This window comes from Variovorax sp. GW821-FHT10C12, assembly GCF_059415405.1.
On the sequence record NZ_JBWKNE010000002.1, the window covers coordinates 670964 to 697748 of the forward strand.

Below are 26785 nucleotides of genomic sequence, written 5' to 3' on the forward strand. Positions count from 1 at the left end.
GCAAGAAATCATGAACACAACGAACGAACTTTCCGCCGCAACGGACGTGCGCGCCCTGCGCGTGAACGGCCAGCGCCTCTGGGACTCGCTGATGCAGCTCGCGCAGCTCGGCGCCACCGAGAAGGGCGGCGTGTGTCGCATCGCGCTCACCGACCTGGACCGCCAGGGCCGCGACCTCTTCACGCGCTGGGCGCGCGAGGCCGGCTGCGAGGTGCGCGTGGACGCCATCGGCAACATCTTTGCGCGCCGTGCGGGCCGCAACAACGCGCTGCCACCCATCACCACCGGCAGCCACATCGACACGCAGCCCACGGGCGGCAAGTTCGACGGCAACTACGGCGTGCTTGCGGGGCTCGAAGTGATCCGCAGCCTGAACGACGCCGGCATCGCCACCGAGGCGCCGGTCGAGGTGGCGGTGTGGACCAACGAGGAAGGCTCGCGCTTCGTTCCTGTGATGATGGGCTCGGGCGTGTTCGCCGGCGCCTTCACGCTCGAACACGCACTCGCGCAGCGCGACACCGAGGGCGTGAGCGTGGCCGAGGCGCTGTCGGCCATCGGCTATGCGGGCGCCGTGCCCGCCTCGGCGGCGGCGTCGCCGGTCGGCGCCTACTTCGAGGCGCACATCGAACAGGGTCCGGTGCTCGAAGCCAACGAACGCGTCATCGGCGTGGTCGAGGGCGCGCTGGGCCAGCGCTGGTACGACGTGGTGGTGCAGGGCATGGAAGCCCACGCCGGCCCCACGCCGATGGAGCTGCGCAAGGACGCGCTGCTGGCCGCCGCCGAACTCGTGGTCGAGGTGAACCGCATCGCGCTCGCGCATGCGCCGCACGGGCGCGGCACGGTCGGCTGGATCGATAACTACCCGAACTCGCGCAACGTGATCCCGGGCCGCGTGAAGCTCAGCGTCGACCTGCGCGCGGCCGACGACGTGGTGCTGTCGGCCATGGACGCGGCGCTGAAAGAAGCCGTGCAGCGCATCGCCACCAAGGGCAAGGTCGAGGCGACGGCCGAGCAGGTCGTGTACTTCCCGCCGCAGCCGTTCACGCCCGCGCTGGTGTCGGCCGTGCGCGAGGCTGCGCAGGACCAGGGCATGACATGGATGAACGTGATCAGCGGCGCCGGCCATGACGCCGTGTACCTCGCGCGCGTGTGCCCCGCGGCGATGATCTTCGTGCCCTGCCTGGACGGCATCAGCCACAACGAGATCGAGGACGCGCAGCCCGACCACCTCGAGGCCGGCTGCAATGTGCTGCTGCAGGCGATGCTGCAGAGCGCGGGAGCGGCCGCGTGAGGGCGGCGCTTCGCCGCATCGGCCTTCACTGCGTGCTGGCGATGGGCATGGTCACGGCGTCGACGGCGGCCCTGGCGGCCGGAGAACCGATCCTGGTCGGCCAGTCCGCGGTGCTCACCGGTCCGTTCACGCCGAACAGCCTCGCGTTCATGGAAGGCCAGACGCTGTTCCTCGACCAGTTGAACAAGGCGGGCGGCGTCGGTGGCCGGCCCGTCAAGATGATCACCTACGACGACGCCTACATCCCCGAGAAGGCCGCGGCCAATGCCGAGAGGCTGCTCGGCACGGACCGCGTCGTCTGCCTGTTCGGAACCATGGGCACGGGCATCGGCGCGGCCATGGTGCCGGTGGCGGCGAAGTACGACAGCTTCATCTTCGGCGGGCTGACCGGCGCGGCGGTGCTGCGCGGGCCGAAGGTGCCGATCTTCCACGTGCGGGAGTCGTATGCCGACGAGGTCTCGCGTGTGATGAACCACCTGACGACCGTGGGCCTGACGCGCATCGCCATCGTCTCCAGCGACGACGCCTACGGCAAGGGCATCGAGAAGGACGCGCTGGCCGCGCTCGAGAAGAACAAGCGGCCGGCCCTGCTGTCGCTGCGCTTCGATCCGAAGGAAAAGGACCATCCCGCCATCGCGCAGCAGGTGATCGCGAGCGGGGCACAGGCGGTGTACGTCATCGCAGCCGGAACGCCTGCGATCAACATCATCCGCTCGCTGGTGGCCGCGCCCATCCATCCGCAGATCTACACGAACTCGGTGGCGAGCTCGTTCCTTCTGTACAAGGAACTCGGCGACAAGAGCCGCGGCATCGTGCTGTCGCAGGTGGTGCCGCCGTTCTGGAAGACGCGCTTTCCCATCGTCGACGAATACCAGCGCGCGCGGAAGGCCGCGGGCAGCGAAGGCGAAGGCGAAGGCGAAGGCTCCTACCTGGGGCTGGAGGGCTACATCACGGCCAAGGCCTTTGCGGAATCGCTGCAGCGCGTGAAGGGGCCGATCACCACCGAGTCGCTGCGCCGCAGCATCGAGAACTCGCCGCCCATGAACCTGAATGGCTTCACGGTCGCGTTCCGTCCCGACAACCGCAACGGCTCCAGCTTCGGTGACATCACCATGCTGGGCAGCGCCGGAAAGTTTGCCCAATGAAAGTCCTGATCGCCCGTCTCAACCACGAGACCAACACCTTCTCGCCCGTGCCCACGCCGCTCGCGGCCTTCGGGCCCGACGGCCCGACCTTCGGCGCGCAGGCCTACGCCGACAACAAGGGCATGCGCACCGCGATGTCGGCCTTCATCGACCTGGCCGAAGCGGCCGGCGCGCAGCTCGTCACGCCGGTGTCGGCCTCGGCCAACCCGAGCGGGCCGGTCGATGCACAGGCCTACACCACGCTCACGCAGTGCATCGTCGATGCGGCGCCGGGCTGCGACGCCATCCTGCTCGACCTGCACGGCGCGATGGTGGCGCAGAACAGCACCGACGGCGAAGGCGACCTGCTGGTGCGCCTGCGCGCCGTGGCGCCCGGCGTGCCGATCGGCGTGGCGCTGGACCTGCATGCCAACGTGACGCCCGCGATGGTGGAGAACGCCGACGTGATCGTCGGCTTCAAGACCTACCCGCACGTCGACATGTACGAGACCGGCGAGCACGCCGGCCGCCTGCTGTTCGACCTGCTGGCCGGGCGCAGCCAGCCGCACATGCGCTGGCGCCAGCTGCCGCTCATGGCGCACACGCTGCGCAGCGCCTCGTTCACCGGCGCGATGCAGCGGGCCATCGAGGCGGCGCGCGCGGCGGAGGAATCCGAGTCGCTGGCGGTGTCGATCCTGGCGGGCTTCTCGCTGTCGGACATCACGGCGCCGTGCATGAGCGTGATCGTGGTCGACGCGCAATCGCCCGCGCGCGCGCAGGCCACGGCCGACCGCATCGCGGCGCAGATGTGGGCCGAGCGCGAGGCCTTCATCTACCGCAGCGAGCCGCTGGCCGAATCGGTCGCGCGCGCGAAGCTCATCGCCGGCGGCGCCACGCGCCCGGTGCTGCTGCTCGACCACGGCGACAACTGCATGTCGGGTGGCAGCTGCGACACGATGGACGTGCTGCAGGAGGCGCTGGCGCAGGGCCTGGACGGCATCGGCGTCGGGCCGCTGTGCGACCCCGAGGCGGTGGCCGCGCTGGTCGCGGCGGGCGAGGGCGCCGAGGTGACGGTGGCGCTGGGCAACAAGGTGTCGCTGGAAGGCATTGGCCTCACGAAGACGCCGGTGCAATTGACGGGCGTCGTGCGAACGGTCAGCGACGGCGAGTACGTGATCACCGGCCCCACCTACACCGGCCAGCGCAGCAGCATGGGCCGCACCGTGCTGTTCGACATCGGCGCGGCGCGCATCGTCGTCACCGAGCGCACGCAGGAGCCGTGGGACATCGGCGTGTTCGAGTGCGCCGGGCTCGACCCGCGCAAGGAGCGTTTCCTGCTGCTGAAGTCGCGCATGTACTGCCGGCCGGTGTTCGAGCCGCTGTCGGCGGCGCTGGTGGAGTGCGACAGCCCGGGTGTGACCAGTTCGGACTACAGCCTGTTCCCGTTCAGCCAGGTGCGCCGGCCGGTGTTTCCGCTCGATGCGAACGCGTCGATGGACGCGCCCGCATAACCTGCCACGTCATCGACGCGCGGCGCGTGCCCCGCGACCATTCCTTCACCCCGCGCTGTTGCGGGTCGAACCCTCGAAAGGAACAGTCGCCATGAACACCGCCGCCCACGACGCCCATGCCATCGCCACGGGCTACATTGCCGTCTGGAACGAGACCGACGCCGCGCGCCGCGCCGCACTCATCGACGCCGGCTGGACCGCCGACGCCCGCTATGTCGACCCGATGGCGCAGGCCAGCGGCCGCGAGCAGATCAGCGCGCTGGTCGGCGCGGTGCACCAGCGCTATCCGGGCTTTCGCTTCCACCTGCTGGGCAAGGCCGAGGCGCACGGCGACAACCTGCGCTTCTCGTGGACCTTGGGCCCGAGCGGCGCCGACGACCTGATCCAGGGCACCGACTTCGCGCAGGTCGACGCGGGCAAGCTGCGCGTGGTGACGGGCTTCCTCGACCGCGTGCCCGTGGGCGCCTGAAAGGGTGGGGTCAGTCGCCCGCCGGCCGGCCGCGCCAGAGCTTGCGGTAGACCGTGGCGCGGCTGATGCCCAGCGTGCGCGCCGCCTCGGCCACATTGCCGCGCGCGTCGCTCACCGCCTTGCGGATCAGCGCGGTTTCCACGTCGCGCAGGCGGGGGCGGCCGTCGGTCGCGGCGCCGGGTACGTCGCCGTGCTCGCTGCCGCCGCGCTGGGCCCGCACCTGCACGCGCAGGCCCGACCACAGCGGCACCTCGAGCGTGGCGTCGCCGCGCCGGGCGGCGTCGAACATCATGTGCAGCGGCAGCGCGAACAGGTCGTTGAAATGCAGGCCGCCCGGATGGCAGGCCAGCGGCTGGTGCAGCATCTGTCGGGCGGCCGCGTTGGCGCCGGTGACATGGCCGGCGGCGTCGATGCACAGCAGGCCCTCGGTGGTCTCGCTGCTCGGGCAGCCGGGCCAGAGCAGCCGCAGCAGCAGCTCGCAGGGCTCGCGCTGTACCAGCAGGTTCTCGATGCTGCGCGCCGACAGGGTGGCCAGGTGGCGCAGCTCGGGCCGCTCGACCACCTGCACGCCCGTGAGGTCGAGCATGCCGATGCAGTCGCCCCGGGGGCCGAAGAGCGGGGCGCCGGCGCAGCTGTACACACTGGTGTCGTCAAAGAAGTGTTCACCCCGGTGCAGCCACACCGATTCCTGCTCGGCCAGCGCCGTGCCGATGGCGCTGGTGCCGATGGCGTTTTCGGACAGGTCGACGCCGATGCGCCCGATGTCGCGCGCATAGCGGGCGGCGGGGTCGGTGCCGTCGGGCAGGGTACCCACGTCGACCACGATGCCGCGGGCGTCGGTCAGGATGGCGAAATAGCGGGTGTCGGCAATGGCGCGCGAGAGCCTTTCGATCACCGGACGCGCCGCCGTGACCAGGGCCCGGTTGCATTCCGTGACCTCGCGGCTGGCGGTGCGGCTCACGGGCTCGAAGCTCACGCGCTGCTGGGGCCGGCGGCCGGCCTCGAGGCAGCGCTGCCACGAGCGGGTGATGCCCGGGTCGACCCGCACGCCGGTGCGCGGACGCGGGCCGTCGCCTTCGATCAGGTCGCGGCGCGCCTGCGCAATGGCCAACGAACGCTCGACGGGAGGTGGGGCGGCGGAAGCGGACATCATCATGTGGATTCTTCTTCGCGCGGGGAGGGCGGGCGGCTTTTCCGGGCTCGCGGGACGACAAGCTGTTTCATTTTGAGAATTTCCAGCGGTCTGTGCAAGTGTCAAGGGTTTTGCCTAGGATAGTGCGAAAGGGTGGCATCCAAGATGCCTCGCAGAACCAGCCATCACCTTCCACGGAGACAGCCACATGCAGGTCGCTTTCAAGGTCAACGGCCGCCCGGTCACGGTCGACGCCCCACCGAACACCTTCCTTGTGCACGCGATCCGCGAGCACCTCCACCTCACCGGAACCCACGTCGGCTGCGACACCGCCCAGTGCGGCGCCTGCACGGTCCACCTGAACGGCCGCGCGGTCAAGTCGTGCAACATCCTGGTCGCGCAGGCGGCCGGCGCCGATGTCACCACCATCGAGGGCATTGCCGAAGCCGACGGCACCATGCACCCCATGCAGGCGGCCTTCAAGGAGTGCCACGGCCTGCAGTGCGGTTTCTGCACCCCGGGCATGGTCATGAGCGCCATCGACCTGTGTACCCACCACCCCAAATCGAGCGAATCGGAAATCCGCGAGCTGCTCGAGGGCAACCTGTGCCGTTGCACGGGCTACCAGAACATCGTGAAGGCCGTGAAGATGGGCGGCGAGGCCATGGCCTCGGGCACCCCGGTCAAGACCACCGTCGCAGCCTGAAGGGAGCCGCATCATGGGTGCTTCCGACTTCTCCAACCTGCCGCACATCGGCGAGGCCCTGCGGCGCAAGGAAGACTATCGCTTCCTGACCGGCGCGGGCAACTACACCGACGACATCACGCTGGCCAACCAGAGCCATGCGGTCTTCGTGCGCTCGCCGCACGCGCACGCCGTCATCAAGTCGATCGACATCACCGAGGCCTCGAAGATGCCCGGCGTGGTCGGCATCTTCAGCGGCAAGGACATCGAAGGAAAGATGGGCGGGCTGCCCTGCGGCTGGCTCATCAACAACCCCGACGGCACCCCCATGAAGGAGCCGATGCATCCGATCCTGGCGATCAAGAAGGTGCGTTACGTGGGTGACCACGTCGCCATGGTGGTGGCCGAGACGGTCGAGCAGGCCAAGAACGCGGCCGAGGCCGTGGTGGTCGACTACGACGTGCTGCCCGCGCTCGTGAGCGTGGCCGATGCCGCAAAGAAGACCGGCAGCACCACGCTGCACGACGAGGCGCCCGACAACCAGTGCTACAAGTGGGTGCTGGGCGACAAGGCGGCGGTCGACAACGTGTTCACCACGGCGGCGCACGTCACCCAACTCGACCTCGTCAACAACCGCCTGATTCCCAACCCGATCGAGCCGCGCGTGGCCATCGGCAGCTACAGCCGCGGCACCGACGACTACACGCTCTACGTCTCGAACCAGAATCCGCACGTCGAGCGCCTGCTCATGACGGCTTTCGTGCTGGGCCTGCCCGAGCACAAGGTGCGCGTGATCGCGCCCGACGTGGGCGGCGGCTTCGGCTCCAAGATCTTCCTGTACGCCGAAGACGTGTGCCTGACCTGGGCCGCCAAGCAGCTCAACCGCAACATCAAGTGGACGGCGGAACGCTCGGAGTGCTTCCTGTCGGATGCCCACGGCCGCGACCACGTGAGCCACGCCGAAATGGCGATGGACAAGGACGGCAAGTTCCTGGCCATGCGCGTGCACACCGACGCCAACCTGGGCGCCTACCTGTCGACCTTCTCGACCGCGGTGCCGACCATCCTGTACGCCACGCTGCTGGCGGGCCAGTACACCACGCCGCAGATCTACGTCGAGGTCGATGCCTGGTTCACCAACACCTCGCCGGTCGATGCGTACCGCGGGGCCGGGCGGCCCGAGGCCACCTACCTGCTGGAGCGGCTGGTGTCGCGCTGCGCCTGGGAAATGAACCTGGGCCAGGACGAGATCCGCAAGCGCAACTTCATCACCAGCTTCCCGTACCAGACACCCGTGGCGCTGCAGTACGACACCGGCGACTTCCATGCCTGCATGGACAAGGCGCGGGTGCTGGCCGAGGTCGACGGTTATGCCGCGCGCAAGGCGGCGACCGAGGCCAAGGGCAAGCTGCGCGGCATGGGCTATTCGAGCTACATCGAGGCCTGCGGCATCGCGCCGTCGAACATCGCGGGGGCGCTCGGCGCGCGCGCAGGCCTGTTCGAGTGCGGCGAGATCCGCGTGCACCCGACCGGCAGCGTGACGGTGTTCACCGGTTCGCACAGCCACGGCCAGGGCCATGAAACCACCTTCGCGCAGGTCGTGGCCGCGCGCCTGGGCATTCCGGTCGAGAACGTCGACGTGGTGCACGGCGACACCGGCCGCGTGCCCTTCGGCATGGGCACCTACGGCTCGCGTTCGATCTCGGTGGGCGGCGCGGCCATCATGAAGGCGCTCGACAAGATCGAGACCAAGGCCAAGAAGATCGCCGCGCACCTGATGGAGGCGAGCGACGCCGACATCGAGTTCGCCAACGGCGAGTTCACGGTCAAGGGCACCGACAAGAAGATCCCGTTCGGCCAGGTCGCGCTCACGGCCTACGTGCCGCACAACTACCCGCTCGACAAGCTCGAGCCCGGCCTGAACGAAACCGCCTTCTACGACCCGACCAACTTCACCTTCCCGGGTGGCACCTACATCTGCGAGGTCGAGATCGACAAAGAGACCGGCGAAGTCAAGGTCGACCGCTTCACCGCGGTGGACGACTTCGGCACCATCATCAACCCGATGATCGTCGAGGGCCAGGTGCACGGCGGGCTGGTGCAGGGCATCGGCCAGGCGCTGCTCGAGAACTGCGTCTACGACAACGAAACCGGCCAGCTGCTCACCGGCAGCTTCATGGACTACGCCATGCCGCGCGCCGGCGACTTCCCGCAGTTCAAGCTCGACACCGTCTGCACCCCCTGCACCCACAACCCGCTGGGCACCAAGGGCTGCGGCGAGGCGGGCGCCATCGGGTCGCCGCCGGCGGTCATCAACGCCGTGCTCGACGCGCTGGCGCCGCTGGGCGTCAAGGATTTCGACATGCCCGCTTCGTCCAGCCGCGTCTGGGAAGCGATGCAGGCCGCCGCCAAGCCCTGAACGACACAAGAAATAACAGAGAAGGAATCACCCCATGTATGCCTTCACACTCGAACGGCCCGCCAGCGTGGCAGATGCCACCCGGCTGATCGCTGCGGGCGGCAAGCCACTGGCCGGCGGACAGACCCTGCTGGCCTCGATGAAGCTGCGGCTGTCGGCGCCTGAACAGCTCGTCGACCTCAGCGGCATCAAGGAACTCACCGGCATCAAGAAGGATGGCGGCGCGATCACCGTCGGCGCCATGTCCCGTCACCTCGACGTGGCGAACAACGCCGACGTGAAGGCCGCGTACCCCGCACTGGCCGATCTCGCGTCGCGCATCGGCGACCGGCAGGTGCGCGCGATGGGCACCGTCGGCGGCTCGGTGGCCAACAACGACCCGGCGGCGTGCTACCCGAGCGCGGTGCTGGCCTCGGGCGCGACCATCGTCACCTCGAAGCGCGAAATTGTGGCCGACGACTTCTTCCAGGGCCTGTTCACCACGGCGCTCGAAGAAGACGAGCTGATCGTCGCCATCCGCTTCCCGATCCCGAAGCGCGCGGTGTACGAGAAGCTGCGCCAGAAGGCCTCCAACTTCCCGCTGGTCGGCATCTTCCTGGCGCAGTACGACAGCGGCGTGCGCGTGGCCGTCACCGGCGCGGGCAACGGCGTGTTCCGCCATGCCGGGCTCGAAGATGCGCTCAACAAGAGCTTCACCGCCGCGTCCGCCGCGGCCGTGAAGATCGACGCGAGCGACCTGAACAGCGACCTGCACGCCTCGGCCGCCTACCGCGCGAACCTGATCAGCGTGCTGACGCAGCGCGCCGTGACCAAAGCACTCGGCTGAAGCAGCCCAGCGCCGCCGCCCACCGGAAGGCGCGACAGCCTCGCGTCTTCCGCTACGCTTGCCCATGATCTTCCCGACCATCGACGCCCTTTCCGACGGCTTGCGGCAGGCCGGCTACTTTGCCGACCGCCGCCTGGCCACTGCGGTGTTCCTCGCGCTCAAGCTGCAGCGCCCGCTGCTGCTCGAAGGCGAGCCCGGCGTCGGCAAGACCGAGCTGGCCAAGGCGCTGTCGACGGCCCTGAACCGCGAGCTGCTGCGCCTGCAGTGCTACGACGGCATGGAGCAGCGCGAGGCGCTCTATGAATGGAACTACGCCGCGCAGCTGCTGCACATGCGCGCGGCCGAAGCCACGGGTGCGGCGCGCGACGTGGAGGCCGAGGTCTACCAGCCGCACTACCTGATCCGCCGCCCGCTGCTGCAGGCGTTGCAGACGCCGGCGCCCGGTTCGGTGCTGCTGATCGACGAGGTCGACCGCGCCGACGAGCCCTTCGAAGCCTTCCTGCTCGAGTACCTGGGCGAGTACCAGGTCAGCATTCCCGAGTTGGGCACTGTGCGCGCCGTGGTGCCGCCGGTCACCTTGCTCACCAGCAACCGCACGCGCGAACTCAACGACGCCGTGAAGCGGCGCTGCCTCTACCACTGGCTCGACTACCCCGAGCGCGAGCGCGAGCTGGCCATCGTGCGCGCGCAGGTGCCGCAGGCCGGCGAGGTGCTGTCGGCGCAGGTGGCGGCATTCGTCGCGCGGCTGCGCTCGGCGCCGTTCGTCAACGCCTTCCAGCGCGCGCCCGGCATCGCCGAAAGCGTGGAGTGGGCGCGGGCGCTCATTGCGCTCGACACCGTCGAACTTGACCCCGAAGTGGTCGTCGACACCGCCGGCATCCTCTTCAAGCAGCGCGACGACGTGGCGGCGCTGACGCACGAGCTGGCCTCCGATCTGCTGAGGCCCGAGGAACCGCTCGCCACCTAAGCGAGGCCGAGGCAGCACCTACATGGCCGGCATCCAGCAACTCGGCGACGTTCGCAGCGGCAAGCTGGCAGGCAACATCGCCGCCTTCGGCCGCGCACTGCGCCGCGCCGGCGTGCGCACCGATGCCATGCGCATCGCGCTCGCGACCGAGGCGGTCACGCTGGTCGGCGTCGAAGACAAGCTCGACCTGAGCGCCGCGATGGAAGCCGTGATGGTCAGCCGTGAGCAGGACCGCCTGGTGTTCCGTGAACTCTTCGACGCGTGGTTTCGCGACCCCGAACTGGCCAACAAGCTGCTCGCCCAGATGCTGCCCAGCGCCGAAGGCAAGGCCGAGCCCTCCAAACGCCGCCCGCGCGTGCGCGAGGCGCTGAGCCCGCCGCGCGATGCCGTGAAGCCCGCAGCACCGACGAAGCCCGACGAGGAGATCAAGTTCGACGCCGCCATGACGGCCAGCGACCGCCAGCGACTGCAGCATGCCGACTTCAACGCGCTCGGTGCGGCCGAGTACCGGCTGGTCGAGCGGCTGGCGCGCGACATCACGCTGCCGGTGCCCCGGCTGCCCACGCGCCGCCTGCGCCCGGCCGGCGATGCGGGCAGCGCGCACGCCCGCATGCACTGGCCCGGCGTGCTGCACGAGGCGGCCCGCACGGGTGGCGAGATCCTGCGCCTGCCCCGGCTGTCGCGGCGTGAACAGCCTTTGCCGCTGCTGGTGCTGGTCGACGTGTCGGGCTCGATGGAGCGCTACGCGCGCCTGCTGCTGGCCTTTCTGCATGCCGCCACGCGGCGCGCCGGCCGGCGCGACGTGTTCGCCTTCGGCACGCGGCTGACCGACCTCACGCCGGCCTTCCGGCTGGCCGACACCGACGCCATGCTGGGAGCCGCCAGCCTGGCCATCGACGACTTCGCGGGCGGCACGCGGCTGGGCGGTTCGCTGACCGAGTTGCGCCAGTCGCATGCGCGCCGGCTCATCGGCCGCCGCACGCTGGTGCTGGTGATCAGCGACGGCCTCGACACCGGCGAGCCCGCGCAGCTTGAGACCGAGCTGCAGTGGCTCCAGCGGCATTCGCGCCGGCTGCTGTGGCTCAACCCGCTGCTGCGCTTCGAGGGCTACGCCCCTCTGGCGCGTGGGGCCGCCGTGCTGCACCGCCATGCGGACGCGATGCTGGCGGTCCACAATCTGAATGCACTCGAACAGCTGGCCGCCAGCCTGGCCGCGCTGATGCGCGCCAGTCGCTAGGACCGGACTCAGGAAGGAACAAAGGAAACCCACCATGGAAATGCTCGGAAACCGCCGCCTCGGCGTCACCCAACAACAGGCCTGGGACGCGCTCAACGATCCCGAGACGCTCAAGAAGTGCATCCCCGGCTGCGACAAGTTCGAGCTCACGGGCGACAACACCTACAGCGTGGCGCTGGCCGTGAAGATCGGCCCGGTGTCGGCCAAGTTCAGCGGCAAGGTGATGCTGTCGGACATCGTCGCGCCCGACGGCTACAAGCTCACCTTCGAGGGGCAGGGCGGCGTGGCGGGGTTTGCCAAGGGCTCGTCGAGCGTGTCGCTCAAGCCGGTGGCCGTGGCCGACAGCGCACCCATCGCAGAGGGCGCACCTGCTGCCGAAGCCGCCCCCGTGGCTCCGACCCCTGCCGGCTGCGAACTCGACTACACCGTGCAGGCCCAGGTCGGCGGCAAGATCGCCCAGCTCGGCCAGCGCCTGATCGACGGCGCGGCCAAGTCCACCGCCGACGATTTCTTCAAGCGCTTCGAGGCCGAGATGCAAAGCCGCTACGGCCCGCCGCCCGCACCGCCCGCGGAAGCGACGGCCGAGGCACCCGCCGAGAAGGCCGGCGTGATGTCGGGCCTCATGAAGAAGATGGGCTTCGGCAAGAAGGACGGCGAGGACGCCAAGGACGCCGCCACCCCGGGCGATGCCGCCTGACGCACAGGGCCCTGCCATGGAAAACCTCGACGTCATGGTGCTGCGCACGCTGCGCGACTGGCGGCGTGCCGGCAAGCGCGCGCTGCTGACCACCGTGGTGCGCACCTGGGGCTCGTCGCCGCGGCCCGTGGGCTCGATCATGGCGCTGGCCGAGGACGGCGCCGTGGTCGGCTCGGTCTCGGGCGGCTGCATCGAGGACGATCTGATCGCGCGCTACAGCCACGCCCACGGCAAGGGCGAAGACGTGCCGCTGGGCGCGCCGCCCGCGCTCGTCAAGTACGGCATCACGGCCGACGAGGCGCACCGCTTCGGGCTGCCCTGCGGCGGCACGCTTGAGCTGCTGCTCGAATACGCGCCCGACGCCGACGCGCTCGACACGCTGGTCGCCGAGCTCGAACGCGGCAAGCTCATGCGCCGCACGGTGACGCTGGCCACCGGCGCGGTGCGGCTGGCCGAGGCGACCGCGCCCGACGAGCTCACGGTGAACGACACCGAGCTCACCAACACCTTCGGCCCCGAGTACCGCATGCTGCTCATCGGCGCCGGCCAGCTCGCCGAGTACCTCGCGACCATGGCCAAGTTCAGCGGCTTCGCCGTGACGCTGTGCGACCCACGCGCCGAGTACCGCACCGCGTGGACGCTGTCCGGCGTGACGATCACCACCGAGATGCCCGACGACGCCGTGCTGGCCTTCAAGCCCGATCGCCGCAGCTGCGTGGTCGCACTCACGCACGACCCCAAGCTGGACGACCTCGCGCTGCTCGAAGCGCTGCAGAGCGAGGCCTTCTACGTGGGTGCCATCGGTTCGCGCCGCAACGCCGACGCGCGGCGCGACCGCATGATCGAGCACTTCGACCAGACGGCCGAGTCGCTCGCGCGCCTGCGCGGGCCCATCGGCATCTTCATCGGCAGCAAGACGCCGCCCGAGATCGCGGTGAGCGTGATGGCGGAAATTCTGGCGGTGAAGAACGCGGTGACCTTGCCGCGCGAAGTCGAAGTGGCGCGTGCCAAGGAAATCCAGCAGCTGCAACCCAGCTGAGCTGAACCGACCTGCTGCGCGGGGCTCAGTCCACGCCCAGCAGGTCGTAGATGCGGCGCACGTACTCGCCGAACTCGGGGCTGGTCTTCACGTGCAGTTTGCGCGGCTCGGGCAGCTCGATGCGGAAGAAGTCGGCCATGCGCGCCGGCCCGGCCGTGAGCACGGCGCAGTGCGAGCCCAGGAACACCGCCTCCTGGATGCTGTGCGTGACCACGATGAAGGTCTTGCGGCTGCGCTCCCAGATGCGCAGCATCTCCAGGTTCATCTTCTCGCGCGTGAGCGCGTCGAGCGCGCCGAAGGGTTCGTCCATCAGCACCAGCTTCGGGTCGTGGATGAGCGCGCGCGCGATGGCCGCGCGCTGCTGCATGCCGCCCGAGAGTTCGTAGGGCAGCTTGTCGGCGAAGCCCGTGAGGCCGACCATGTCGAGCAGCTCGTGTGCGCGCGCCTTGGCGGCCTTGCGGTCCAGCCCGAGGATGTCGGCGGGCAGCAGCACGTTCTCCAGGATGGTGCGCCACTTCAGCAGCAGTGGCTGCTGGAACACCATGCCGACGTCGCGGCCCGGGTTGAAGCCCGCGCCACCGGGGCCGCCGATCTCGAGCGTGCCGCCGTCGTGGCCGTGCAGGCCCGACAGGATCTTCAGCAGCGTCGACTTGCCGCAGCCCGAGGGGCCGACCAGCGAGATCATGTCGCCCGCATGCACGTCCATCGTGACGTCGGAGACGGCGAGGAATTCTTCGTTGCGCTTGCGGTAGACCTTGCGCAGCTGCCGCATGCGGATCAGCGGCGCCGACTCCTGCGGTTGCAGCACGGCGCTCATGCGAGCCACCGCGCCAGGTTGTCGCGCACGAAGGCGTCGTCGGAGAGGTCGCCATGCTGGTGGTAGACGCGGTCGATTTCCGCCGACTGCCCCTGGCCCAAACCTTCTTCGGGATCGAGGCACCAGATGCCTTCGAGCAGACCCTGGCGCCGCAGCACCTCATGGCAGCCCGCGATGCAGCCGTGGAAGTTGTTCGCCACGTCGAAGAACGCGGCGTTGCAGTCGGTCACGCGCGAATCGAGTGCGAGCAGGTTGGGGCTCAGTGCGCCGCCACTGGCGGCCAGCTCGGCCTTGATCTGCTGCAGCTGGTGCACCGCGCTCGACGTCCACACCGACCAGTGGCCCAGCAAGCCGCCGCGAAAGCGCACCTGCACGGGCGCGCCGTCGCGCATCGCGGCAAAGGGCAGCGCCAGGTCGAGCACGATGTGGTCGTCGTTGCCGGTGTAGAGGAACACGCGCTCCTCGGCGCGTGCATCGACCAGCCCGCGCACCACGTCGATGCTGCGGTAGCGGTTGAAGGGCGCAACCTTGATCGCCAGCGCGTTGGGAATGAGCGCGAAGCGGCGCCAGAAGTCGCTCGACAGGATCGGGCCGCCGACCACGGTCTGCAGGTAGAAGCCGATCAGCGGAATCTCCTGCGCCACCGCCTCGCAATGGGCGATGAGCGCGTCTTCCGACGAGCCGGCCAGCGCAGCCAGGCTCAGCAGGCCTGCGTGATAGCCGAGAGCCACGGCGGTGCGCGCCTCGGCCTGCGCCTGCGCGGTCGGGCCACACAGCCCGGCGACCATCGCCATCGGGCGGTCGTTCCATGCCAGGCGGTCCTGCATCGCGGCCTCGAGCACGGTGGCGTACAGGCCGCGCTCGCGGATCGCGAACTGCGTGGTGTGCACGCCCACCGCGAGGCCGCCCACGCCGGCATCGACGTAGTAGCGCGTGAGCGCGCGCTGGCGCTGGCGGTCGAGCTGGCGATGCGCGTCGAGTGCGAGCGGATGCGCCGGGATGACGGTGCCTTGCGACAGCAGCGCAAGCACGTCGGCGGGAAGGTCGGAGCGGTTCAGTGGCATGGGCGAAGGTCCTCAGGCGAACTCGGGGCCGGCGATGGCGTGGATGAAGGCGGGGTGTCCGATGGGCGGCCGCGCGCCCTCGCGCGTGGCCAGCGCCATGCGTGCGAAGCCGCGCTGCGGTGTGAAGCCGGCGGCGCGCAATGCGGCGGTCATGGCCTTGCGGTCGTCGGGCACGTCGATGTAGATGCGGCCGTCGATGCCGCGTGCGGCCTGCGTCAGCAGCGCGGCGGCCGTGGCCTCATCGGACGACAGCAACGGCCCGATGTGGTGCGCGGTGCGGCCTGTGCGCACGAGGCCGAAGCCCAGGCCGTTGCGCACGCAGCGACTGTCCTCGCGGCCGAGCAGGTCGGCGAGCACGGCGGAGCGCGCGAAACCCAGCGCCTGTGCGTCGAGTGCGGCCAGGCTGTGGAGCGCCGGCTTGTCGGTGGCGAGCGATGTGGTGGCGGGTGCGGCCTCGCGCTGCCAGCGCGTGAGGCGCCACAGCGGCGTGAAGCCGAAGCTCGCATAGAGCGGCTCGCCCTGCGGCGTGGCGTCGAGCATGGCGACGAGGCCGGCGGTCTTCACCTGGTCGAGGCAGCGCGCGAACACCGCGCGGCCCAGGCCTTGTCCGCGCGCGGCGGGCATCACGAGGATCATGCTGATCCAGGCCACGCCTTCCATCGGCAGCACCGCGCCGCTGGCGATGAGCTGGCCTTCACCGTCACGCACGCCATGCACCGTACCGAGCCGCTCGAACAGCCGCCAGTCGTGCGCGGTCTGGTTCCAGCCGCTCGCGGCGACCAGCGCGTCGAGCATCGGGGCGATGCCGGGCGTGATCGATGCAAGGGTGTCGACGGCGGGCATGGTCATGGGCTCAGTACTTGCCGTCGCGCGATTCGAACTTGGTGGGCTTGCCGTACTGGCGTTGCTCGCGTGAGATCCAGTCAGCAACCCATCGGATCTGCTGTGCCAGCGGTACGCGCGGATAGCCGAACAGCCGTTCGGCCTCGCCGGTGTTCATGAGCCACGCGGTCGGTGCTTCTTGACCGGCGATCGTCACGGGCTTGCCGAACTGGCGCGCGAACTCTTCCGCGAGCCAGCGGATCGACGTCGTCTCGGGCCCGCTCACGTTGAGCGGCGAGGTCGGCACGGTGGCCGCCGCGAGGCAGCGCAGCGCCTGCGCATTCGCGTCGCCCTGCCAGATCACGTTGACGTGGCCCATGGTCACGTCGACCGGTTCGCCGCGCCACACCTTGAGTGCCACGTCGGCCAGCACGCCGTAGCGCAGGTCGATGGCGTAGCTCAGGCGGAACAGCCGCCCGGGCGTGCCGTGGCGCTGCGAGAAGTACTCGAACATGCGCTCGCGGCCCACGCACGAGTTGGCGTATTCGCCGGGCGGGTTGGGCGCGTCGCTCTCGCTCGCGCCCTGGCCGGTCACGGGCACGAAGGGGTACACGCAGGCGGTCGAGAAGGCGACGATGCGCGAGGCGTGGAAGTGCTCGGCCACCAGCGCCGGCACGTGCGCGTTCATGGCCCAGGTCAGCGGGTTGTCGGCGTCGGCGCCGAACTTGCGCCCGGCCATGAAGACCACGTTGGCGCACGGCGGCAGCGCGGCGATGGCGGCGCGGTCGAGCAGGTCGCAGGCGAGGGTCTCGATGCCGTGCGCTTCGAGCGCTTCGCGCACGCCGGCTTCGCTGAAACGGGCGACGGCGATCACGCGGCGACCGGGCATGGCGTTCTTCGCAAGGCGGGCCAGCGTGGGGCCCATCTTGCCGCCCACGCCGAGGATCATCAGGTCGCCGTCGAGGCGGGCCATGTCGCGCACGAGGTCGCGCGAGGGCGTGGCCAGGTAGTCTTCAAGCGCGGCTTCGCTCTCGAAGCGCTCGGGAAAGGGCAGGTCGTCGAGGACAGGCGTGGAGGTCATTGGATTCTTGCGTCCTGGGTGATGAAGAGGTGCTCCAGCAGAAGCACCAGCAGATAGAGCAGCACGCCCAGGCCCGTGATGAGCAGCACGGCCATGAAGACCGCGGGCGTGTCCAGCGAGGCCTGGACCTGGATCATCAGATAGCCCAGGCCGCGTTCCGAGGCAATGAACTCGCCCACCACCGCGCCCGCCACGGCGAGGATGGTGGCGACCTTCATGCCCGAGAACACGTACGGCAGCGAGCCCGGCAGCTGGATGTAGCGAAACAGCTGCCAGCGCGAGCCCTTGAGCGCGCGCACGAGGTCGAGCAGCTCGGGCTCGGTCTCGTTCAGGCCGCGGATGGTGGTCAGCAGGATCGGGAAGAAGCACAGGCTGAACGTGATGAGGATGTTCGGCCCGATGCCGTAGCTGAACCACACGATCACCAGCGGCCCCATCGCCACCTTCGGGATCATGTTGAGCGTGACCAGCAGCGGAAACACCAGCAGCATCAGCCGCTTGCTGGTGATGAAGAGCAGGGCGCAAAGAATGCCGAGCACCAGGCCCAGCGCGTAGCCGCCGAACACTTCGAGCGCGGTGACGCCGGTGTTCTTGAGCCAGCTGTAGTTCGGGTTGGCCAGCGTGGCCAGCACCTTCGAGGGCGCCGGCAGGATGAAGGGCTGGATCGCGAAGATCCGCACCGCCAGCTCCCACAGCGCGATGCCCGCCAGGTGCACCGCGACCACGAGGGCCCAGCGCTGCCATTCGGGGCGCTCGCCCGACAAGAGCGCAGGTGCGGGGGGCGCCAGAGCGCCATCAGGTGCCGTCATCTCAATTCCTGGGTCTAGGAAGCAATGCGGCGAATCATAGGAGTCGCCACGACCCGAGTCAACCAACTAGTTGATAATTTTCATGCGACAGCTTTGTCGGGCCGCAAGGCATTGAGCGCGAACTCGATCACGTGCCGGCGCCGCTGCAGCAGCGCGCCGCGCGCATCGAGCGGCTTGCCGAAGATGGCCGACAGCGTGTGGTTGTTGGAGAAGAAGAAATACGAGATGCCGGCGATCGAGATGTAGAGGTTGATCGCATCGAAGTCGGGCCGGAACACACCGGCCGCCACGCCGCGCTTGAGCGTGGCTTCGAGCATCTCGATGAAGGGCGAGTGCATCTTCTGCAGCCGCTCCGACTCGCGCAGGTGCGCGCCGTGGTTGCGGTTCTCGTCGGCCAGCAGCGCGATGAACTCGGGGTGCTCGGCCAGGTAGTCGAACGAGAAGGCCACCAGCTGCTTCATGGCTTCCAACGGCTCGAGTTCGTCGAGCGTGAGCTTCTGTTCCTTCTCGCGGATCTCGGCATAGACCGATTCGAGCGCCACCAGGTACAGCCCCTGCTTGCTGTCGAAGTAGTGGTACACGAGCTGCTTGTTGACCCCGGCGTTGGCGGCGATCTCGTCGACGCGCGCGCCCGCGAAGCCCTTGGTGGCGAACTCGGCCACCGCGGCAGAGATGAGTGCCTGCTTGGCGGCGACGGGGTCGCGCTCGCGTTTCGTGGCGACGGCGGTGCGGGCGGGGTTGGCGGGGCTCGCGGGCTTGGTGGCGGTCATGGTGTTTTTGATTCTCCCGGCAGGGGCAGCGCAGTCTGGATGATCTGGATTGCCTGTCAACCAAACAGTTGGTAATATGAATTTCAGGACCTGTTTTTACCTTCTTTTGGAGTGTTCCGCATGAAAAAGCTGTTGTCGGCCGCCGGCGCCACCGCCTTGCTCATGGCCTCGGCCCCTGCCGCGTTCGCGGCCGATGCCATGAGCCTGATGCTCAACTGGACACCCACGGCCGATCATGCGCCGATCTATTTTGCGAAGGCCAAGGGCTGGTACACCGAGGCGGGCATCGACCTGAACATCGAGGCCGGCAAGGGCTCGGCCGTGTCGGCGCAGCGCGTGGGCACCGGCGGCAGCGACCTGGGCATTTCCGACCTGCCCACCACGATCCAGGCCAAGGGCAAGGGCGCCGACGTGAAGGCCGTGATGGTCATCTACGCCAACAGCCCGCAGGGCTTCTACTGGCTCAAGTCCTCGGGCATCAACGGGCCCAAGGACTTCGCGGGCCGCAAGATCGGCAACCCGCCCGGCGACGCCGCGCGCCTCATGTGGCCGGCCTTCGCCAAGAAGGTGGGGCTCGACCCGGCCAGCGTGACCTTCGTCAACGTGAGCCCCCAGGCCAAGGTGGCGGCGCTGAAGAGCAAGTCGGTCGACATCATCAGCGACTTCTACAACGAGCACGACCTGAAGGCGCGCGAGTTCGGCGCCGACCTGGGCTTCCAGCCGTGGCGCGACGCGGGCGTGAACGTGTACGGCAACTCGCTGATCGTGAACGGCCCGTACCTCGCGAAGAACCCCGGCCAGGTGAAGAAGTTCGTGGCCGTGACCCAGCGCGCCTACGACGCCTGCGTGAAGAGCTTCGAGCCCTGCCTGCAGGCGCTGCAGGCCAGCGTGAGCGGCCTCACGCCCGACAACCAGCGCGACCAGTGGAATCGCATCAAGCAGTTGATGCGCGACGACACCACCACCAAGGTGGCACTCGGCGCCTTCGACGGTGCGCGCGTGAAGGCCGACTACGAGCTCGTGTCCTCACTGATCGGCATCGACAAGGCCTACGACCCGGCGACGCTGTTCACCAACGAGTTCCTCGACAAGGGCGTGCGCATGGCGCCCAACTGAGGCAAGGAGAAGGAAGAAGCCGCTTCAGCGCGACTCGGAGGAGGGCGGCACTTTCGTGTTGCCCTTCTGCCGTTCGCGGAAGAGGGCAGCACGCATCAGGAAGATGGTGGTGATCGGCGCCGTCAGCACGATGAACAGCACGATCAGCATCGCGTGCAGGAACAGGCTGAAGCCCTGCACCGAGAAGTAGGCGATGGTGGCCACCGTCAGGCACCACGCGCCCACCGTGGCGCCCAGCGTGGGCGCATGGATGCGGCGGAAGAAGGTGGGCAGGCGCACCAGGCCGAAGGAGCCGATGGCCGCGAAGGCCGCGCCCAGCACCGCGAACACGGCGGTGATGATCTCGGCCCACAGGGGCAGGGCAGTGCCGCTCATTCGATGACCTCCCCGCGCAGCAGGAACTTGGCGATCGAGGTCGATCCCACGAAGCCGAACAGCGCCACCAGCATCGCCGCCTCGAAGTACACGCTGCTCGCGTAGTTGATGCCCAGCACCAGCATCATCAGCATGCCGTTGATGTAGAGGCAGTCCAGCGCCATCACGCGGTCTTGCGCGGACGGGCCGGCCAGCAGGCGGAACAGGGCGCACAGCATCGCCACGGCCAGCAGGAAGAGCGCGGCCTTCAGGGCCCAGAAGAGAACAGGCGTCATGATTCGAAAATCTCCATCAGCGGACGTTCGTAGCGGGTCTTGATCAGGGCGATGAAGGCCGCGTCGTCCTCGAGGTCGAACACGTGGATCAGCAGCGTGGTGCGATCGAACGAGACTTCGCCCCAGGCGGTGCCGGGCGTGAGGCACATGATCATCGCGAGCACGGCGAGGCCGTTGGGGTCGCGCATGTCGAGCGGAATCTGCACGAAGTGCGACGAGATGTCGGCGGTGCGGTGCGTGAGCAGCAGCCGCGCCACGTCGTACGCCGACTTCAGCATGTCGAAGGTGACGAGGAACGACAGCCGCAGCGCCACGCCGGGCCGGCGCATGCGCACCCTGGCAGGCCGCAGGCCCTTGGTGATCAGCGGCACGGCAATGGCGAGCACCGCGGCCGACAGCAGCGTGGCCGCTTCGAGCGACTGGTTGAGCAGCAGCCAGATGACGAACAGCGCGAACGACAGCGGTGGGGAAGGCATCAAGCGCTTCATGGCTTGGCCTCCTCTTTCTTCGCGGGCACCGGGTTGGGCTTCTGCTTGGCGCCGAGCACGGCCTCGCGGTATGCGGTGGGCGTGCGCAGCCCGCCGGCGGTGGCCTGGGCGTGCTGCATCACGGGCTCGGCCCAGACGGTGAGCGCGACGCAGGCTGCGAGCAGGGCCGCCACCGGCAGCACCTCGAGCGCGGGCAGCGAGGGCATGGTGGCGTGGGGCTGCGTCCAGAAATGGCGGATGCCGGTGCGGCTCAGTGCGATCAGCGAGAGAAAGCCCGAGACGATCAGCAGCCCGAGGAAGGTCCAGCCCACCGTGGTGACGACCTTGCTGTCGAGCAGGCCCGAGAGCATCGCGAACTTGCCGACAAAGCCCGAGAGCGGCGGCAGGCCCGCCAGCAGCAGGGTGCAGAGCATGAAGCTCAGGCCCAGAAAGGCCACGCCGGCCGGAATGGCGCGGCCGTAGAGCGCTTGGGCGTCGTCGTCGAGGTTCACGTCGTCGAGCGCGCGCAGGTCTTCGGCCAGGAAAGGGGCGTTGCCCGCCGCCTCGTGCGGCGCGACGCTCATGCCCGCGTTGCGCCAGCGCTCAATCATGTCGATCAGCAGGAAGAAGGCCGCCACCGCGAGCGTGGAACTCAGCATGTAGTACAGCGCGCCGGCCCACACGGCCGGCTCGCCCAGCCCGATGGCGGCCAGCAGCGTGCCCGCCGACACCAGCACGCTGTAGCCCGCGAGGTTCGACAGCCGCTGCGTGCCGACGATACCGATGGCGCCGACGAACAGCGTGGCCAGCCCGACGCTCACCAGCGCGGCCTGCCCGAAGGCGGCCGAGGCGCCGGTGTCGGGCGCGAACAGCACGGTCCACAGGCGCAGCACGGTGTACACGCCGAGCTTGGTGAGCAGCGCAAACACCGCCCCCACCGGCGACACGGCCGCGCTGTAGGCCGGCACCAGCCAGAAGTTGAGCGGCCAGGCACCCGCCTTGGCGAAGAACGCAGTGGCCAGGATGGCCGCCGCTGCGTGCACGAGGCCGCGGTCGCCCGGCGCCAGCTCGGCGATGCGTGCGCCCAGGTCGGCCATGTTGAGCGTGCCGGTCACGCCGTACAGGATGGCCGCGCCGATCAGGAACAGCGACGAGGCCGCGAGATTGATCGCGATGTAGTGCAGCCCGGCGCGCACGCGCAGCCGGCCCGAGCCGTGCAGCAGCAGGCCGTACGAGGCCGCCAACATCACCTCGAAGAACACGAACAGGTTGAACAGGTCGCCCGTGAGGAAGGCGCCGTTCAGGCCCATGAGCTGCAGCTGCAGCAGCGGATGAAAGTGCACCCCCGCGCGGTCCCAACGCGAGGTCGAATAGATCGACGCCGCGAAGGCCACCACGCCCGTGAGCGCGACCATCATGGTCGAGAGCCGGTCGGCCACCAGCGTGATGCCGAAGGGCGCGCGCCAGTTGCCCGGCAGGTACACGCCGATGGAGCCCGGGCCGCCGCCGGTGTCGGCCGCGTTCACCCAGCGCAGCAGCGCGAGCGCGGCCAGCAGGCCCACCAGGCCCGAGACCACGCTGAGGAAGGATTTGGTGCGCCGGTGGTTCTCGTTCATCAGCAGCATCAGCGCCGCCGTGAGCATGGGCACGAGGATGGGCACCGCCACCAGGTGCGGCATGCTGAACTCAAGGAAGCGGTCGAGCAGGTGCAAGAGGTCGTTCATTCCACCGCCTCCCGCTCTTCACCGTCCACGTGGTCGGTGCCCGACAGGCCGCGCGAGGCGAGCATCACGACGAGGAACAGGGCGGTCATCGCGAAGCCGATCACGATCGCCGTGAGCACCAGGGCCTGCGGCATCGGATCGGCCGTGTTGGCCAGCGTGGCCTTGAAGCCTTCGAGCAGCACCGGCTCGCTGTCGACCTTGAGCCGGCCCATGCTGAAGATGAACAGGTTGACCGCGTACGAGATGAGCGTCAGGCCCATGATGACCTGGAAGGTACGCGGGCGCAGCAGCAGGTACACGCCCGAGCCGGTGAGCACGCCGATGGCGATGGCCAGCACGATTTCCATCAGCGGGCCCCCCCGGTGGTGGCCGCCGCTTCTTCGGCTTCGGCGGCGGCGCGCGCCTGCGCTTCTTTCTCTTCTTGTTCGTCGGCCCAGCGATGGCTTCGGATGGACTGGTGGGCCAGCGCGGTCAGGATCAGCATGGTGGCGCCGAGCACCAGCGCGAACACGCCGATGTCGAAGAAGAGGGCACTGGGCACGTGCATGTCGCCCAGCAGCGGCACGTGCAGGTGCGCGGTGTGCGTGGTCAGGAACGGGTAGCCGAACGCGATGGCACCGCCGCCGGTGGCGAGCGCGAACAGCAGGCCGATGGCGATCCAGCGGCGCGGGTAGATGCGCAGGTGCTCTTCCACCCACTCGGTGCCCGAGACGATGAACTGCAGCACCAGCGCGACCGACATCACCAGCCCCGCGACAAAACCGCCGCCGGGCGCGTTGTGGCCGCGCATGAAGAAATACACCGACACCAGCGCGGCCACCGGCAGCACGAGGCGCACCAGCACGGCCGGCACCATCAGGTAGCCGATGGCGGAGTCGGTGGCGCGGCGCGGGTTCAGCAGGTCGCTGCTGCCGTCGTCGACCTGCAGGCGCTGCTGGATCGGCAGCGCCATCGATTCGATGGCCGGGCGGAAGCGCCGCAGCAGCGCATACACGGTGAGCGCCACGATGCCCAGCACGGTGATCTCGCCGAAGGTGTCGAAGCCGCGGAAGTCGACCAGCATCACGTTGACCACGTTGGTGCCGCCGCCTTCGGTGAGCGCGCGTTCGAGGAAGAAGGGCGAGATGCTCTGCGGGAAGGTGCGCGTCATCAGGGCCCAGGCCAGTGCCGCCATGCCGCAGCCGGCGACGGTGGCCACCAGCAGGTCGCGCCCGCGCCGGCCCCAGGGCCGCAGCCGCATGCGCGCGGGCTGCACCACATCCTTGCTGCGCATCGGCAGCCAGCGCAGGCCCAGCAGGATCAACACCGTGGTCACGGCCTCGACCACCAGCTGCGTGAGCGCGAGGTCGGGGGCCGAGAACCAGATGTACGTGACGCACGAGACCAGCCCGGCGCCCGAGGCCAGCATCAGCGCCGCGAGCCGGTGGAACTTGGCCTGCCACGCGGCGGCCACTGCGCAGGTGCAGCCGATGAGCCAGGTCATCGCGAACATCGGCGAGAACGGCAGCAGCTCGCGCGTGCCGCGGTCGGCCGGCGTGGCCCACAGCGACGCTGCGGCGCCCGCCACGGCCACCACCACCAGCCACAGCAGCTGCCACTGCAGGCGCCGCGTGCCGAACAGGCGGCGGCTGCGCCGGCCGGTTTCGCTCAGCAGCGCGATCAGGTGTTCGAAGATGACCTGCCCGTCGAAGCGGTGCAGCAGCGGCGTGTGCTCCAGGCGCCCGCTGCCCAGCGGGCGGCGCAGCAGCAGGTAGAGCACGGCGCCGCCTGCCAGTGCGACGAAGCTCATCATCAGCGGCAGGTTGAAGCCGTGCCACACGGCCAGGCTGTAGACGGGCAGCGTGCCGCCGACCACCGGCGTGGCCGCCGCCGCGAGCATCGGGCCGACCGACCAGGCCGGCGCCACGCCCACCACCAGGCACACCAGCACCAGCAGCTCGACCGGCACGCGCATCCAGTGCGGTGGCTCGTGCGGGGGCTTGGGTACGTCGGGGCCGCAGGGCGGGCCGAAGAACACGTCGAACACGAAGCGCGCCGAGTACGCCACGCTGAAGATGCCCGCGAGTGTGGCGATGACCGGCAGGCTGAAATCGATCCAGGGCGTGGCCTGGATGAAGACCGTCTCCGCGAAGAACATTTCCTTCGAGAGAAAACCGTTGAGTAGCGGCACGCCGGCCATCGAGGCGCTGGCGATGATGGCCAGCGTGCCCGTGATGGGCATGAGCCGCATCAGGCCGCTGAGCTTGCGGATGTCGCGCGTGCCGGTCTCGTGGTCGATGATGCCGGCCGCCATGAACAGCGAGGCCTTGAAGGTCGCGTGGTTCATGACGTGGAAGACGGCCGCGACCGCCGCCAGCGGGCTGTTCAGGCCCAGCAGCAGCGTGATGAGGCCCAGGTGCGAGATGGTCGAGTAGGCCAGCAGCGCCTTCAGGTCGCGCTGGAACATCGCCGCGAAGCCGCCCAGCAGCAGCGTGATCGCGCCCGCGCCGCCGACCATCCAGAACCATTGCTCGGTGCCCGAGAGCACGGGCCACAGGCGCGCCATGAGAAACACGCCCAGCTTCACCATGGTGGCCGAGTGCAGGTAGGCCGACACCGGCGTGGGCGCGGCCATGGCGCGCGGCAGCCAGAAGTGGAACGGGAACTGCGCGCTCTTGGTGAACGCGCCGAGCAGGATCAGCACCAGCGCCACCGGGTACAGCGCGTGCGCGCGGATGATGTCGCCCGAGGCCAGCACGATGTCGAGCTCGTAGCTGCCGACGATGCGGCCCAGCACGAGCACGCCGGCCAAAAGGCACAGCCCGCCCGCGCCGGTGACGGTGAGCGCCATGCGCGCACCGCGCCGCGCGTCGCGCCGGTGGTGCCAGTAGCCGATGAGCAGGAAGGAGAACAGGCTGGTGAGCTCCCAGAACAGCACCATCTGGATCAGGTTGCCCGAGAGCACCACGCCCATCATCGCGCCCATGAACGCGAGGAAGAACGAGAAGAAGCGCGGCACCGGGTCGGAGGCCGACATGTAGTAGCGCGCATAGAGCACCACCAGCGCGCCGATGCCCAGCACCAGCATGCAGAACAGCCACGCGAAGCCGTCGAGGCGGAACACGAGGTTCAGGCCGAGGGCGGGGAGCCACTCGATTTCCTGGCGCAGCACGTTGCCGTGTGCGATCTGCGGAAAGAGCCATGCGACCTGGATGGCACAGCCCAATGCGACGAGCCCTGCAAGGGTCGACTCCCGGTTGCGCGCGTTGGACGGCATCAACGCGGCCAGCACGCTGGCAAGAAAGGGGAGTGCGACGAGAAGGGCGAGGGGCATTGGGGTCGATTCTATCGACCGACCCTCTGGAGAACCCCTGTCTATAACCGCAGGAGGTCGAGCAGTTTTTTCGCTGTCACGAAGCCAGCACGAGCTGCACGCTGCGAATGCCCAGCCAGGTCAGCACCAGTGAGCCGCACAGGTGCAGCAGGCCGGTGCCCAGCGCCAGCAAGGGGCGTCCGCCGAGCAGCAGCGCGACCACTTCGGCCGAGAAGCTCGAGAAGGTCGTCAGGCCGCCGAGGAAGCCGGTGATGAGCAGCAGGCGCCACACCGGGTCGAGCTGCGGCAGCGCCTGGAAGACGGCCACCGCCACGCCGACGAGGTAGCCGCCCACGAGGTTGGCGGCCAGCGTGCCGTAGGGCACGGGGCCGCCGGTGTTGAGCCACAGGCCCAGGCCCCAGCGGGCGAGGGCGCCGCACGAGGCGCCCACGCAGATCGCTAGAACCGGCAATAGAGGAGGCATCCGTTCCCTTGTCGTCGTCGCACTGTCATTTCTCCTTGCCCATCACCAGGTCGGGCAGGATCGTGACGATACCCGGGAACAGCGTGATCAGCGCGATGCACAGCACGAGACAGAAGAAGAACGGAATCGCGGCCTTGGCGATCACGTTGCTGTCCTTGCCTGTCATGTTCTGCAGCACGAACAGGTTGAAGCCCACGGGCGGCGTGACCTCGGCGATCTCGACCAGCAGCACGATGAAGATGCCGAACCAGACCAGGTCGAAGCCCGCCTTCTGGATCATCGGCAGCACCAC

The 26785-nt window shown here is 69.0% G+C and carries 27 protein-coding genes; 12 read left to right on the forward strand and 15 right to left on the reverse strand.

The annotated features are described in order from the left end of the window. Positions 1-10: 10 nt before the first annotated feature. The 4 genes from AC07OH_RS16405 to AC07OH_RS16420 all read left to right on the forward strand — a co-directional run bounded on the left by AC07OH_RS16405 (position 11) and on the right by AC07OH_RS16420 (position 4395). A complete protein-coding gene (locus AC07OH_RS16405) occupies positions 11-1291 on the forward strand; it encodes a Zn-dependent hydrolase (RefSeq protein ID WP_495301395.1) in 1281 nt (426 codons plus the stop codon). Continuing rightward, entirely contained in the window at positions 1288-2436 is a 1149-nt protein-coding gene (locus AC07OH_RS16410; protein ID WP_495301396.1) for an ABC transporter substrate-binding protein, read from the forward strand. Before AC07OH_RS16405 ends, AC07OH_RS16410 begins: the two co-directional genes overlap by 4 nt. Further along, positions 2433-3926, forward strand: coding sequence for a M81 family metallopeptidase (locus AC07OH_RS16415; protein ID WP_495301397.1), 1494 nt, complete (start codon positions 2433-2435; stop codon positions 3924-3926). The genes AC07OH_RS16410 and AC07OH_RS16415 overlap by 4 nt, the downstream gene beginning before the upstream one ends. Positions 3927-4017: 91 nt before the next feature. Further along, positions 4018-4395 carry a nuclear transport factor 2 family protein gene (locus tag AC07OH_RS16420; protein WP_354347468.1) on the forward strand — a complete coding sequence of 126 codons (378 nt, stop codon included), beginning with the start codon at positions 4018-4020 and terminating at the stop codon, positions 4393-4395. 10 nt (positions 4396-4405) lie between these two features. Here AC07OH_RS16420 and AC07OH_RS16425 read toward each other — a convergent pair whose 3' ends face one another. Beyond that, complete coding sequence (locus tag AC07OH_RS16425) at positions 4406-5545, reverse strand: helix-turn-helix domain-containing protein (protein ID WP_495301425.1); 1140 nt, start codon at positions 5543-5545, stop codon at positions 4406-4408. Between the two features lie 190 nt (positions 5546-5735). Here AC07OH_RS16425 and AC07OH_RS16430 point away from each other — a divergent pair, with 190 nt between their 5' ends. The 7 genes from AC07OH_RS16430 (at position 5736) to AC07OH_RS16460 (ending at position 13397) form a co-directional block, all read left to right on the forward strand. After that, entirely contained in the window at positions 5736-6233 is a 498-nt protein-coding gene (locus AC07OH_RS16430) for a (2Fe-2S)-binding protein (protein ID WP_099795899.1), read from the forward strand. A gap of 13 nt (positions 6234-6246) precedes the next feature. Then, the gene (locus tag AC07OH_RS16435; RefSeq protein ID WP_492677888.1) at positions 6247-8631 is read left to right on the forward strand and encodes a xanthine dehydrogenase family protein molybdopterin-binding subunit; all 2385 of its coding nucleotides are present in this window, start codon (positions 6247-6249) and stop codon (positions 8629-8631) included. A gap of 34 nt (positions 8632-8665) precedes the next feature. Then, entirely contained in the window at positions 8666-9457 is a 792-nt protein-coding gene (locus AC07OH_RS16440; protein WP_495301398.1) for an FAD binding domain-containing protein, read from the forward strand. Between the two features lie 64 nt (positions 9458-9521). Continuing rightward, positions 9522-10424: an AAA family ATPase gene (locus AC07OH_RS16445; protein WP_487850187.1), complete on the forward strand. Its 903-nt coding sequence runs from the start codon at positions 9522-9524 to the stop codon at positions 10422-10424. Positions 10425-10446: 22 nt separating this feature from the next. Then, entirely contained in the window at positions 10447-11661 is a 1215-nt protein-coding gene (locus AC07OH_RS16450) for a vWA domain-containing protein (protein ID WP_495301399.1), read from the forward strand. A 34-nt stretch (positions 11662-11695) separates the two neighbouring features. Continuing rightward, positions 11696-12358, forward strand: a complete 663-nt coding sequence (locus tag AC07OH_RS16455) for an SRPBCC family protein (protein WP_495301400.1) — start codon at positions 11696-11698, stop codon at positions 12356-12358. A 16-nt stretch (positions 12359-12374) separates the two neighbouring features. After that, the gene (locus AC07OH_RS16460; protein ID WP_062468715.1) at positions 12375-13397 is read left to right on the forward strand and encodes an XdhC family protein; all 1023 of its coding nucleotides are present in this window, start codon (positions 12375-12377) and stop codon (positions 13395-13397) included. Between the two features lie 25 nt (positions 13398-13422). Here the strand turns inward: AC07OH_RS16460 and AC07OH_RS16465 are convergent, their stop codons facing one another. The 6 genes from AC07OH_RS16465 to AC07OH_RS16490 form a co-directional block, all read right to left on the reverse strand. Next, positions 13423-14214 (reverse strand): ABC transporter ATP-binding protein, encoded by a 792-nt coding sequence (locus tag AC07OH_RS16465; RefSeq protein WP_495301401.1) that lies wholly within the window; start codon positions 14212-14214, stop codon positions 13423-13425. Further along, a complete protein-coding gene (locus tag AC07OH_RS16470) occupies positions 14211-15278 on the reverse strand; it encodes a dihydrodipicolinate synthase family protein (protein WP_495301402.1) in 1068 nt (355 codons plus the stop codon). The genes AC07OH_RS16465 and AC07OH_RS16470 overlap by 4 nt, the downstream gene beginning before the upstream one ends. 12 nt (positions 15279-15290) lie before the next feature. Beyond that, complete coding sequence (locus AC07OH_RS16475) at positions 15291-16121, reverse strand: GNAT family N-acetyltransferase (protein ID WP_495301403.1); 831 nt, start codon at positions 16119-16121, stop codon at positions 15291-15293. A gap of 10 nt (positions 16122-16131) precedes the next feature. Further along, positions 16132-17181 (reverse strand): NAD-dependent epimerase/dehydratase family protein, encoded by a 1050-nt coding sequence (locus tag AC07OH_RS16480; protein WP_495301404.1) that lies wholly within the window; start codon positions 17179-17181, stop codon positions 16132-16134. Then, positions 17178-17990, reverse strand: coding sequence for an ABC transporter permease (locus AC07OH_RS16485; protein ID WP_495301405.1), 813 nt, complete (start codon positions 17988-17990; stop codon positions 17178-17180). Before AC07OH_RS16485 ends, AC07OH_RS16480 begins: the two co-directional genes overlap by 4 nt. 80 nt (positions 17991-18070) lie before the next feature. Next, entirely contained in the window at positions 18071-18760 is a 690-nt protein-coding gene (locus AC07OH_RS16490) for a TetR family transcriptional regulator (RefSeq protein WP_495301406.1), read from the reverse strand. A gap of 120 nt (positions 18761-18880) precedes the next feature. On the opposite strand from AC07OH_RS16490, the gene AC07OH_RS16495 reads away from it, so the two are divergent. Further along, complete coding sequence (locus AC07OH_RS16495; protein ID WP_167394993.1) at positions 18881-19876, forward strand: ABC transporter substrate-binding protein; 996 nt, start codon at positions 18881-18883, stop codon at positions 19874-19876. A gap of 24 nt (positions 19877-19900) precedes the next feature. On the opposite strand, the gene mnhG is transcribed toward AC07OH_RS16495, so the two are convergent. The 8 genes from mnhG to AC07OH_RS16535 all read right to left on the reverse strand — a co-directional run. Further along, positions 19901-20251 carry a monovalent cation/H(+) antiporter subunit G gene (gene mnhG, locus AC07OH_RS16500; RefSeq protein WP_495301407.1) on the reverse strand — a complete coding sequence of 117 codons (351 nt, stop codon included), beginning with the start codon at positions 20249-20251 and terminating at the stop codon, positions 19901-19903. Continuing rightward, entirely contained in the window at positions 20248-20526 is a 279-nt protein-coding gene (locus AC07OH_RS16505; protein ID WP_062468691.1) for a K+/H+ antiporter subunit F, read from the reverse strand. Before AC07OH_RS16505 ends, mnhG begins: the two co-directional genes overlap by 4 nt. Then, on the reverse strand, positions 20523-21014 hold the full coding sequence (locus AC07OH_RS16510; RefSeq protein ID WP_489062474.1) for a Na+/H+ antiporter subunit E: 492 nt from the start codon (positions 21012-21014) through the stop codon (positions 20523-20525). Before AC07OH_RS16510 ends, AC07OH_RS16505 begins: the two co-directional genes overlap by 4 nt. After that, positions 21011-22717, reverse strand: coding sequence for a monovalent cation/H+ antiporter subunit D (locus tag AC07OH_RS16515; RefSeq protein ID WP_495301408.1), 1707 nt, complete (start codon positions 22715-22717; stop codon positions 21011-21013). The genes AC07OH_RS16510 and AC07OH_RS16515 overlap by 4 nt, the downstream gene beginning before the upstream one ends. Beyond that, positions 22714-23064 carry a Na+/H+ antiporter subunit C gene (locus AC07OH_RS16520; protein ID WP_139701839.1) on the reverse strand — a complete coding sequence of 117 codons (351 nt, stop codon included), beginning with the start codon at positions 23062-23064 and terminating at the stop codon, positions 22714-22716. The genes AC07OH_RS16515 and AC07OH_RS16520 overlap by 4 nt, the downstream gene beginning before the upstream one ends. Continuing rightward, positions 23064-26030, reverse strand: a complete 2967-nt coding sequence (locus tag AC07OH_RS16525; protein WP_495301409.1) for a monovalent cation/H+ antiporter subunit A — start codon at positions 26028-26030, stop codon at positions 23064-23066. Before AC07OH_RS16525 ends, AC07OH_RS16520 begins: the two co-directional genes overlap by 1 nt. Positions 26031-26106: 76 nt before the next feature. Continuing rightward, positions 26107-26493: a fluoride efflux transporter CrcB gene (gene crcB / locus AC07OH_RS16530; protein WP_062468679.1), complete on the reverse strand. Its 387-nt coding sequence runs from the start codon at positions 26491-26493 to the stop codon at positions 26107-26109. Positions 26494-26518: 25 nt separating this feature from the next. Next, positions 26519-26785 (reverse strand): TRAP transporter large permease subunit (locus AC07OH_RS16535; RefSeq protein ID WP_495301410.1); only part of this gene is annotated, 267 nt, incomplete at its 5' end.

What these genes read in the sequence shown, in the direction of transcription:
- AC07OH_RS16405 (WP_495301395.1), top strand. Translation starts at nt 11, where the DNA reads ATGAACACAACGAACGAACTTTCCGCCGCAACGGACGTGCGCGCCCTG.
- AC07OH_RS16415 (WP_495301397.1), top strand. Translation starts at nt 2,433, where the DNA reads ATGAAAGTCCTGATCGCCCGTCTCAACCACGAGACCAACACCTTCTCG.
- AC07OH_RS16420 (WP_354347468.1), top strand. Translation starts at nt 4,018, where the DNA reads ATGAACACCGCCGCCCACGACGCCCATGCCATCGCCACGGGCTACATT.
- AC07OH_RS16425 (WP_495301425.1), bottom strand. Translation starts at nt 5,545, where the DNA reads ATGTCCGCTTCCGCCGCCCCACCTCCCGTCGAGCGTTCGTTGGCCATT.
- AC07OH_RS16430 (WP_099795899.1), top strand. Translation starts at nt 5,736, where the DNA reads ATGCAGGTCGCTTTCAAGGTCAACGGCCGCCCGGTCACGGTCGACGCC.
- AC07OH_RS16435 (WP_492677888.1), top strand. Translation starts at nt 6,247, where the DNA reads ATGGGTGCTTCCGACTTCTCCAACCTGCCGCACATCGGCGAGGCCCTG.
- AC07OH_RS16440 (WP_495301398.1), top strand. Translation starts at nt 8,666, where the DNA reads ATGTATGCCTTCACACTCGAACGGCCCGCCAGCGTGGCAGATGCCACC.
- AC07OH_RS16445 (WP_487850187.1), top strand. Translation starts at nt 9,522, where the DNA reads ATGATCTTCCCGACCATCGACGCCCTTTCCGACGGCTTGCGGCAGGCC.
- AC07OH_RS16450 (WP_495301399.1), top strand. Translation starts at nt 10,447, where the DNA reads ATGGCCGGCATCCAGCAACTCGGCGACGTTCGCAGCGGCAAGCTGGCA.
- AC07OH_RS16455 (WP_495301400.1), top strand. Translation starts at nt 11,696, where the DNA reads ATGGAAATGCTCGGAAACCGCCGCCTCGGCGTCACCCAACAACAGGCC.
- AC07OH_RS16460 (WP_062468715.1), top strand. Translation starts at nt 12,375, where the DNA reads ATGGAAAACCTCGACGTCATGGTGCTGCGCACGCTGCGCGACTGGCGG.
- AC07OH_RS16465 (WP_495301401.1), bottom strand. Translation starts at nt 14,214, where the DNA reads ATGAGCGCCGTGCTGCAACCGCAGGAGTCGGCGCCGCTGATCCGCATG.
- AC07OH_RS16470 (WP_495301402.1), bottom strand. Translation starts at nt 15,278, where the DNA reads ATGCCACTGAACCGCTCCGACCTTCCCGCCGACGTGCTTGCGCTGCTG.
- AC07OH_RS16475 (WP_495301403.1), bottom strand. Translation starts at nt 16,121, where the DNA reads ATGCCCGCCGTCGACACCCTTGCATCGATCACGCCCGGCATCGCCCCG.
- AC07OH_RS16480 (WP_495301404.1), bottom strand. Translation starts at nt 17,181, where the DNA reads ATGACCTCCACGCCTGTCCTCGACGACCTGCCCTTTCCCGAGCGCTTC.
- AC07OH_RS16485 (WP_495301405.1), bottom strand. Translation starts at nt 17,990, where the DNA reads ATGACGGCACCTGATGGCGCTCTGGCGCCCCCCGCACCTGCGCTCTTG.
- AC07OH_RS16490 (WP_495301406.1), bottom strand. Translation starts at nt 18,760, where the DNA reads ATGACCGCCACCAAGCCCGCGAGCCCCGCCAACCCCGCCCGCACCGCC.
- AC07OH_RS16495 (WP_167394993.1), top strand. Translation starts at nt 18,881, where the DNA reads ATGAAAAAGCTGTTGTCGGCCGCCGGCGCCACCGCCTTGCTCATGGCC.
- mnhG (WP_495301407.1), bottom strand. Translation starts at nt 20,251, where the DNA reads ATGAGCGGCACTGCCCTGCCCCTGTGGGCCGAGATCATCACCGCCGTG.
- AC07OH_RS16505 (WP_062468691.1), bottom strand. Translation starts at nt 20,526, where the DNA reads ATGACGCCTGTTCTCTTCTGGGCCCTGAAGGCCGCGCTCTTCCTGCTG.
- AC07OH_RS16510 (WP_489062474.1), bottom strand. Translation starts at nt 21,014, where the DNA reads ATGAAGCGCTTGATGCCTTCCCCACCGCTGTCGTTCGCGCTGTTCGTC.
- AC07OH_RS16515 (WP_495301408.1), bottom strand. Translation starts at nt 22,717, where the DNA reads ATGAACGACCTCTTGCACCTGCTCGACCGCTTCCTTGAGTTCAGCATG.
- AC07OH_RS16520 (WP_139701839.1), bottom strand. Translation starts at nt 23,064, where the DNA reads ATGGAAATCGTGCTGGCCATCGCCATCGGCGTGCTCACCGGCTCGGGC.
- AC07OH_RS16525 (WP_495301409.1), bottom strand. Translation starts at nt 26,030, where the DNA reads ATGCCCCTCGCCCTTCTCGTCGCACTCCCCTTTCTTGCCAGCGTGCTG.
- crcB (WP_062468679.1), bottom strand. Translation starts at nt 26,493, where the DNA reads ATGCCTCCTCTATTGCCGGTTCTAGCGATCTGCGTGGGCGCCTCGTGC.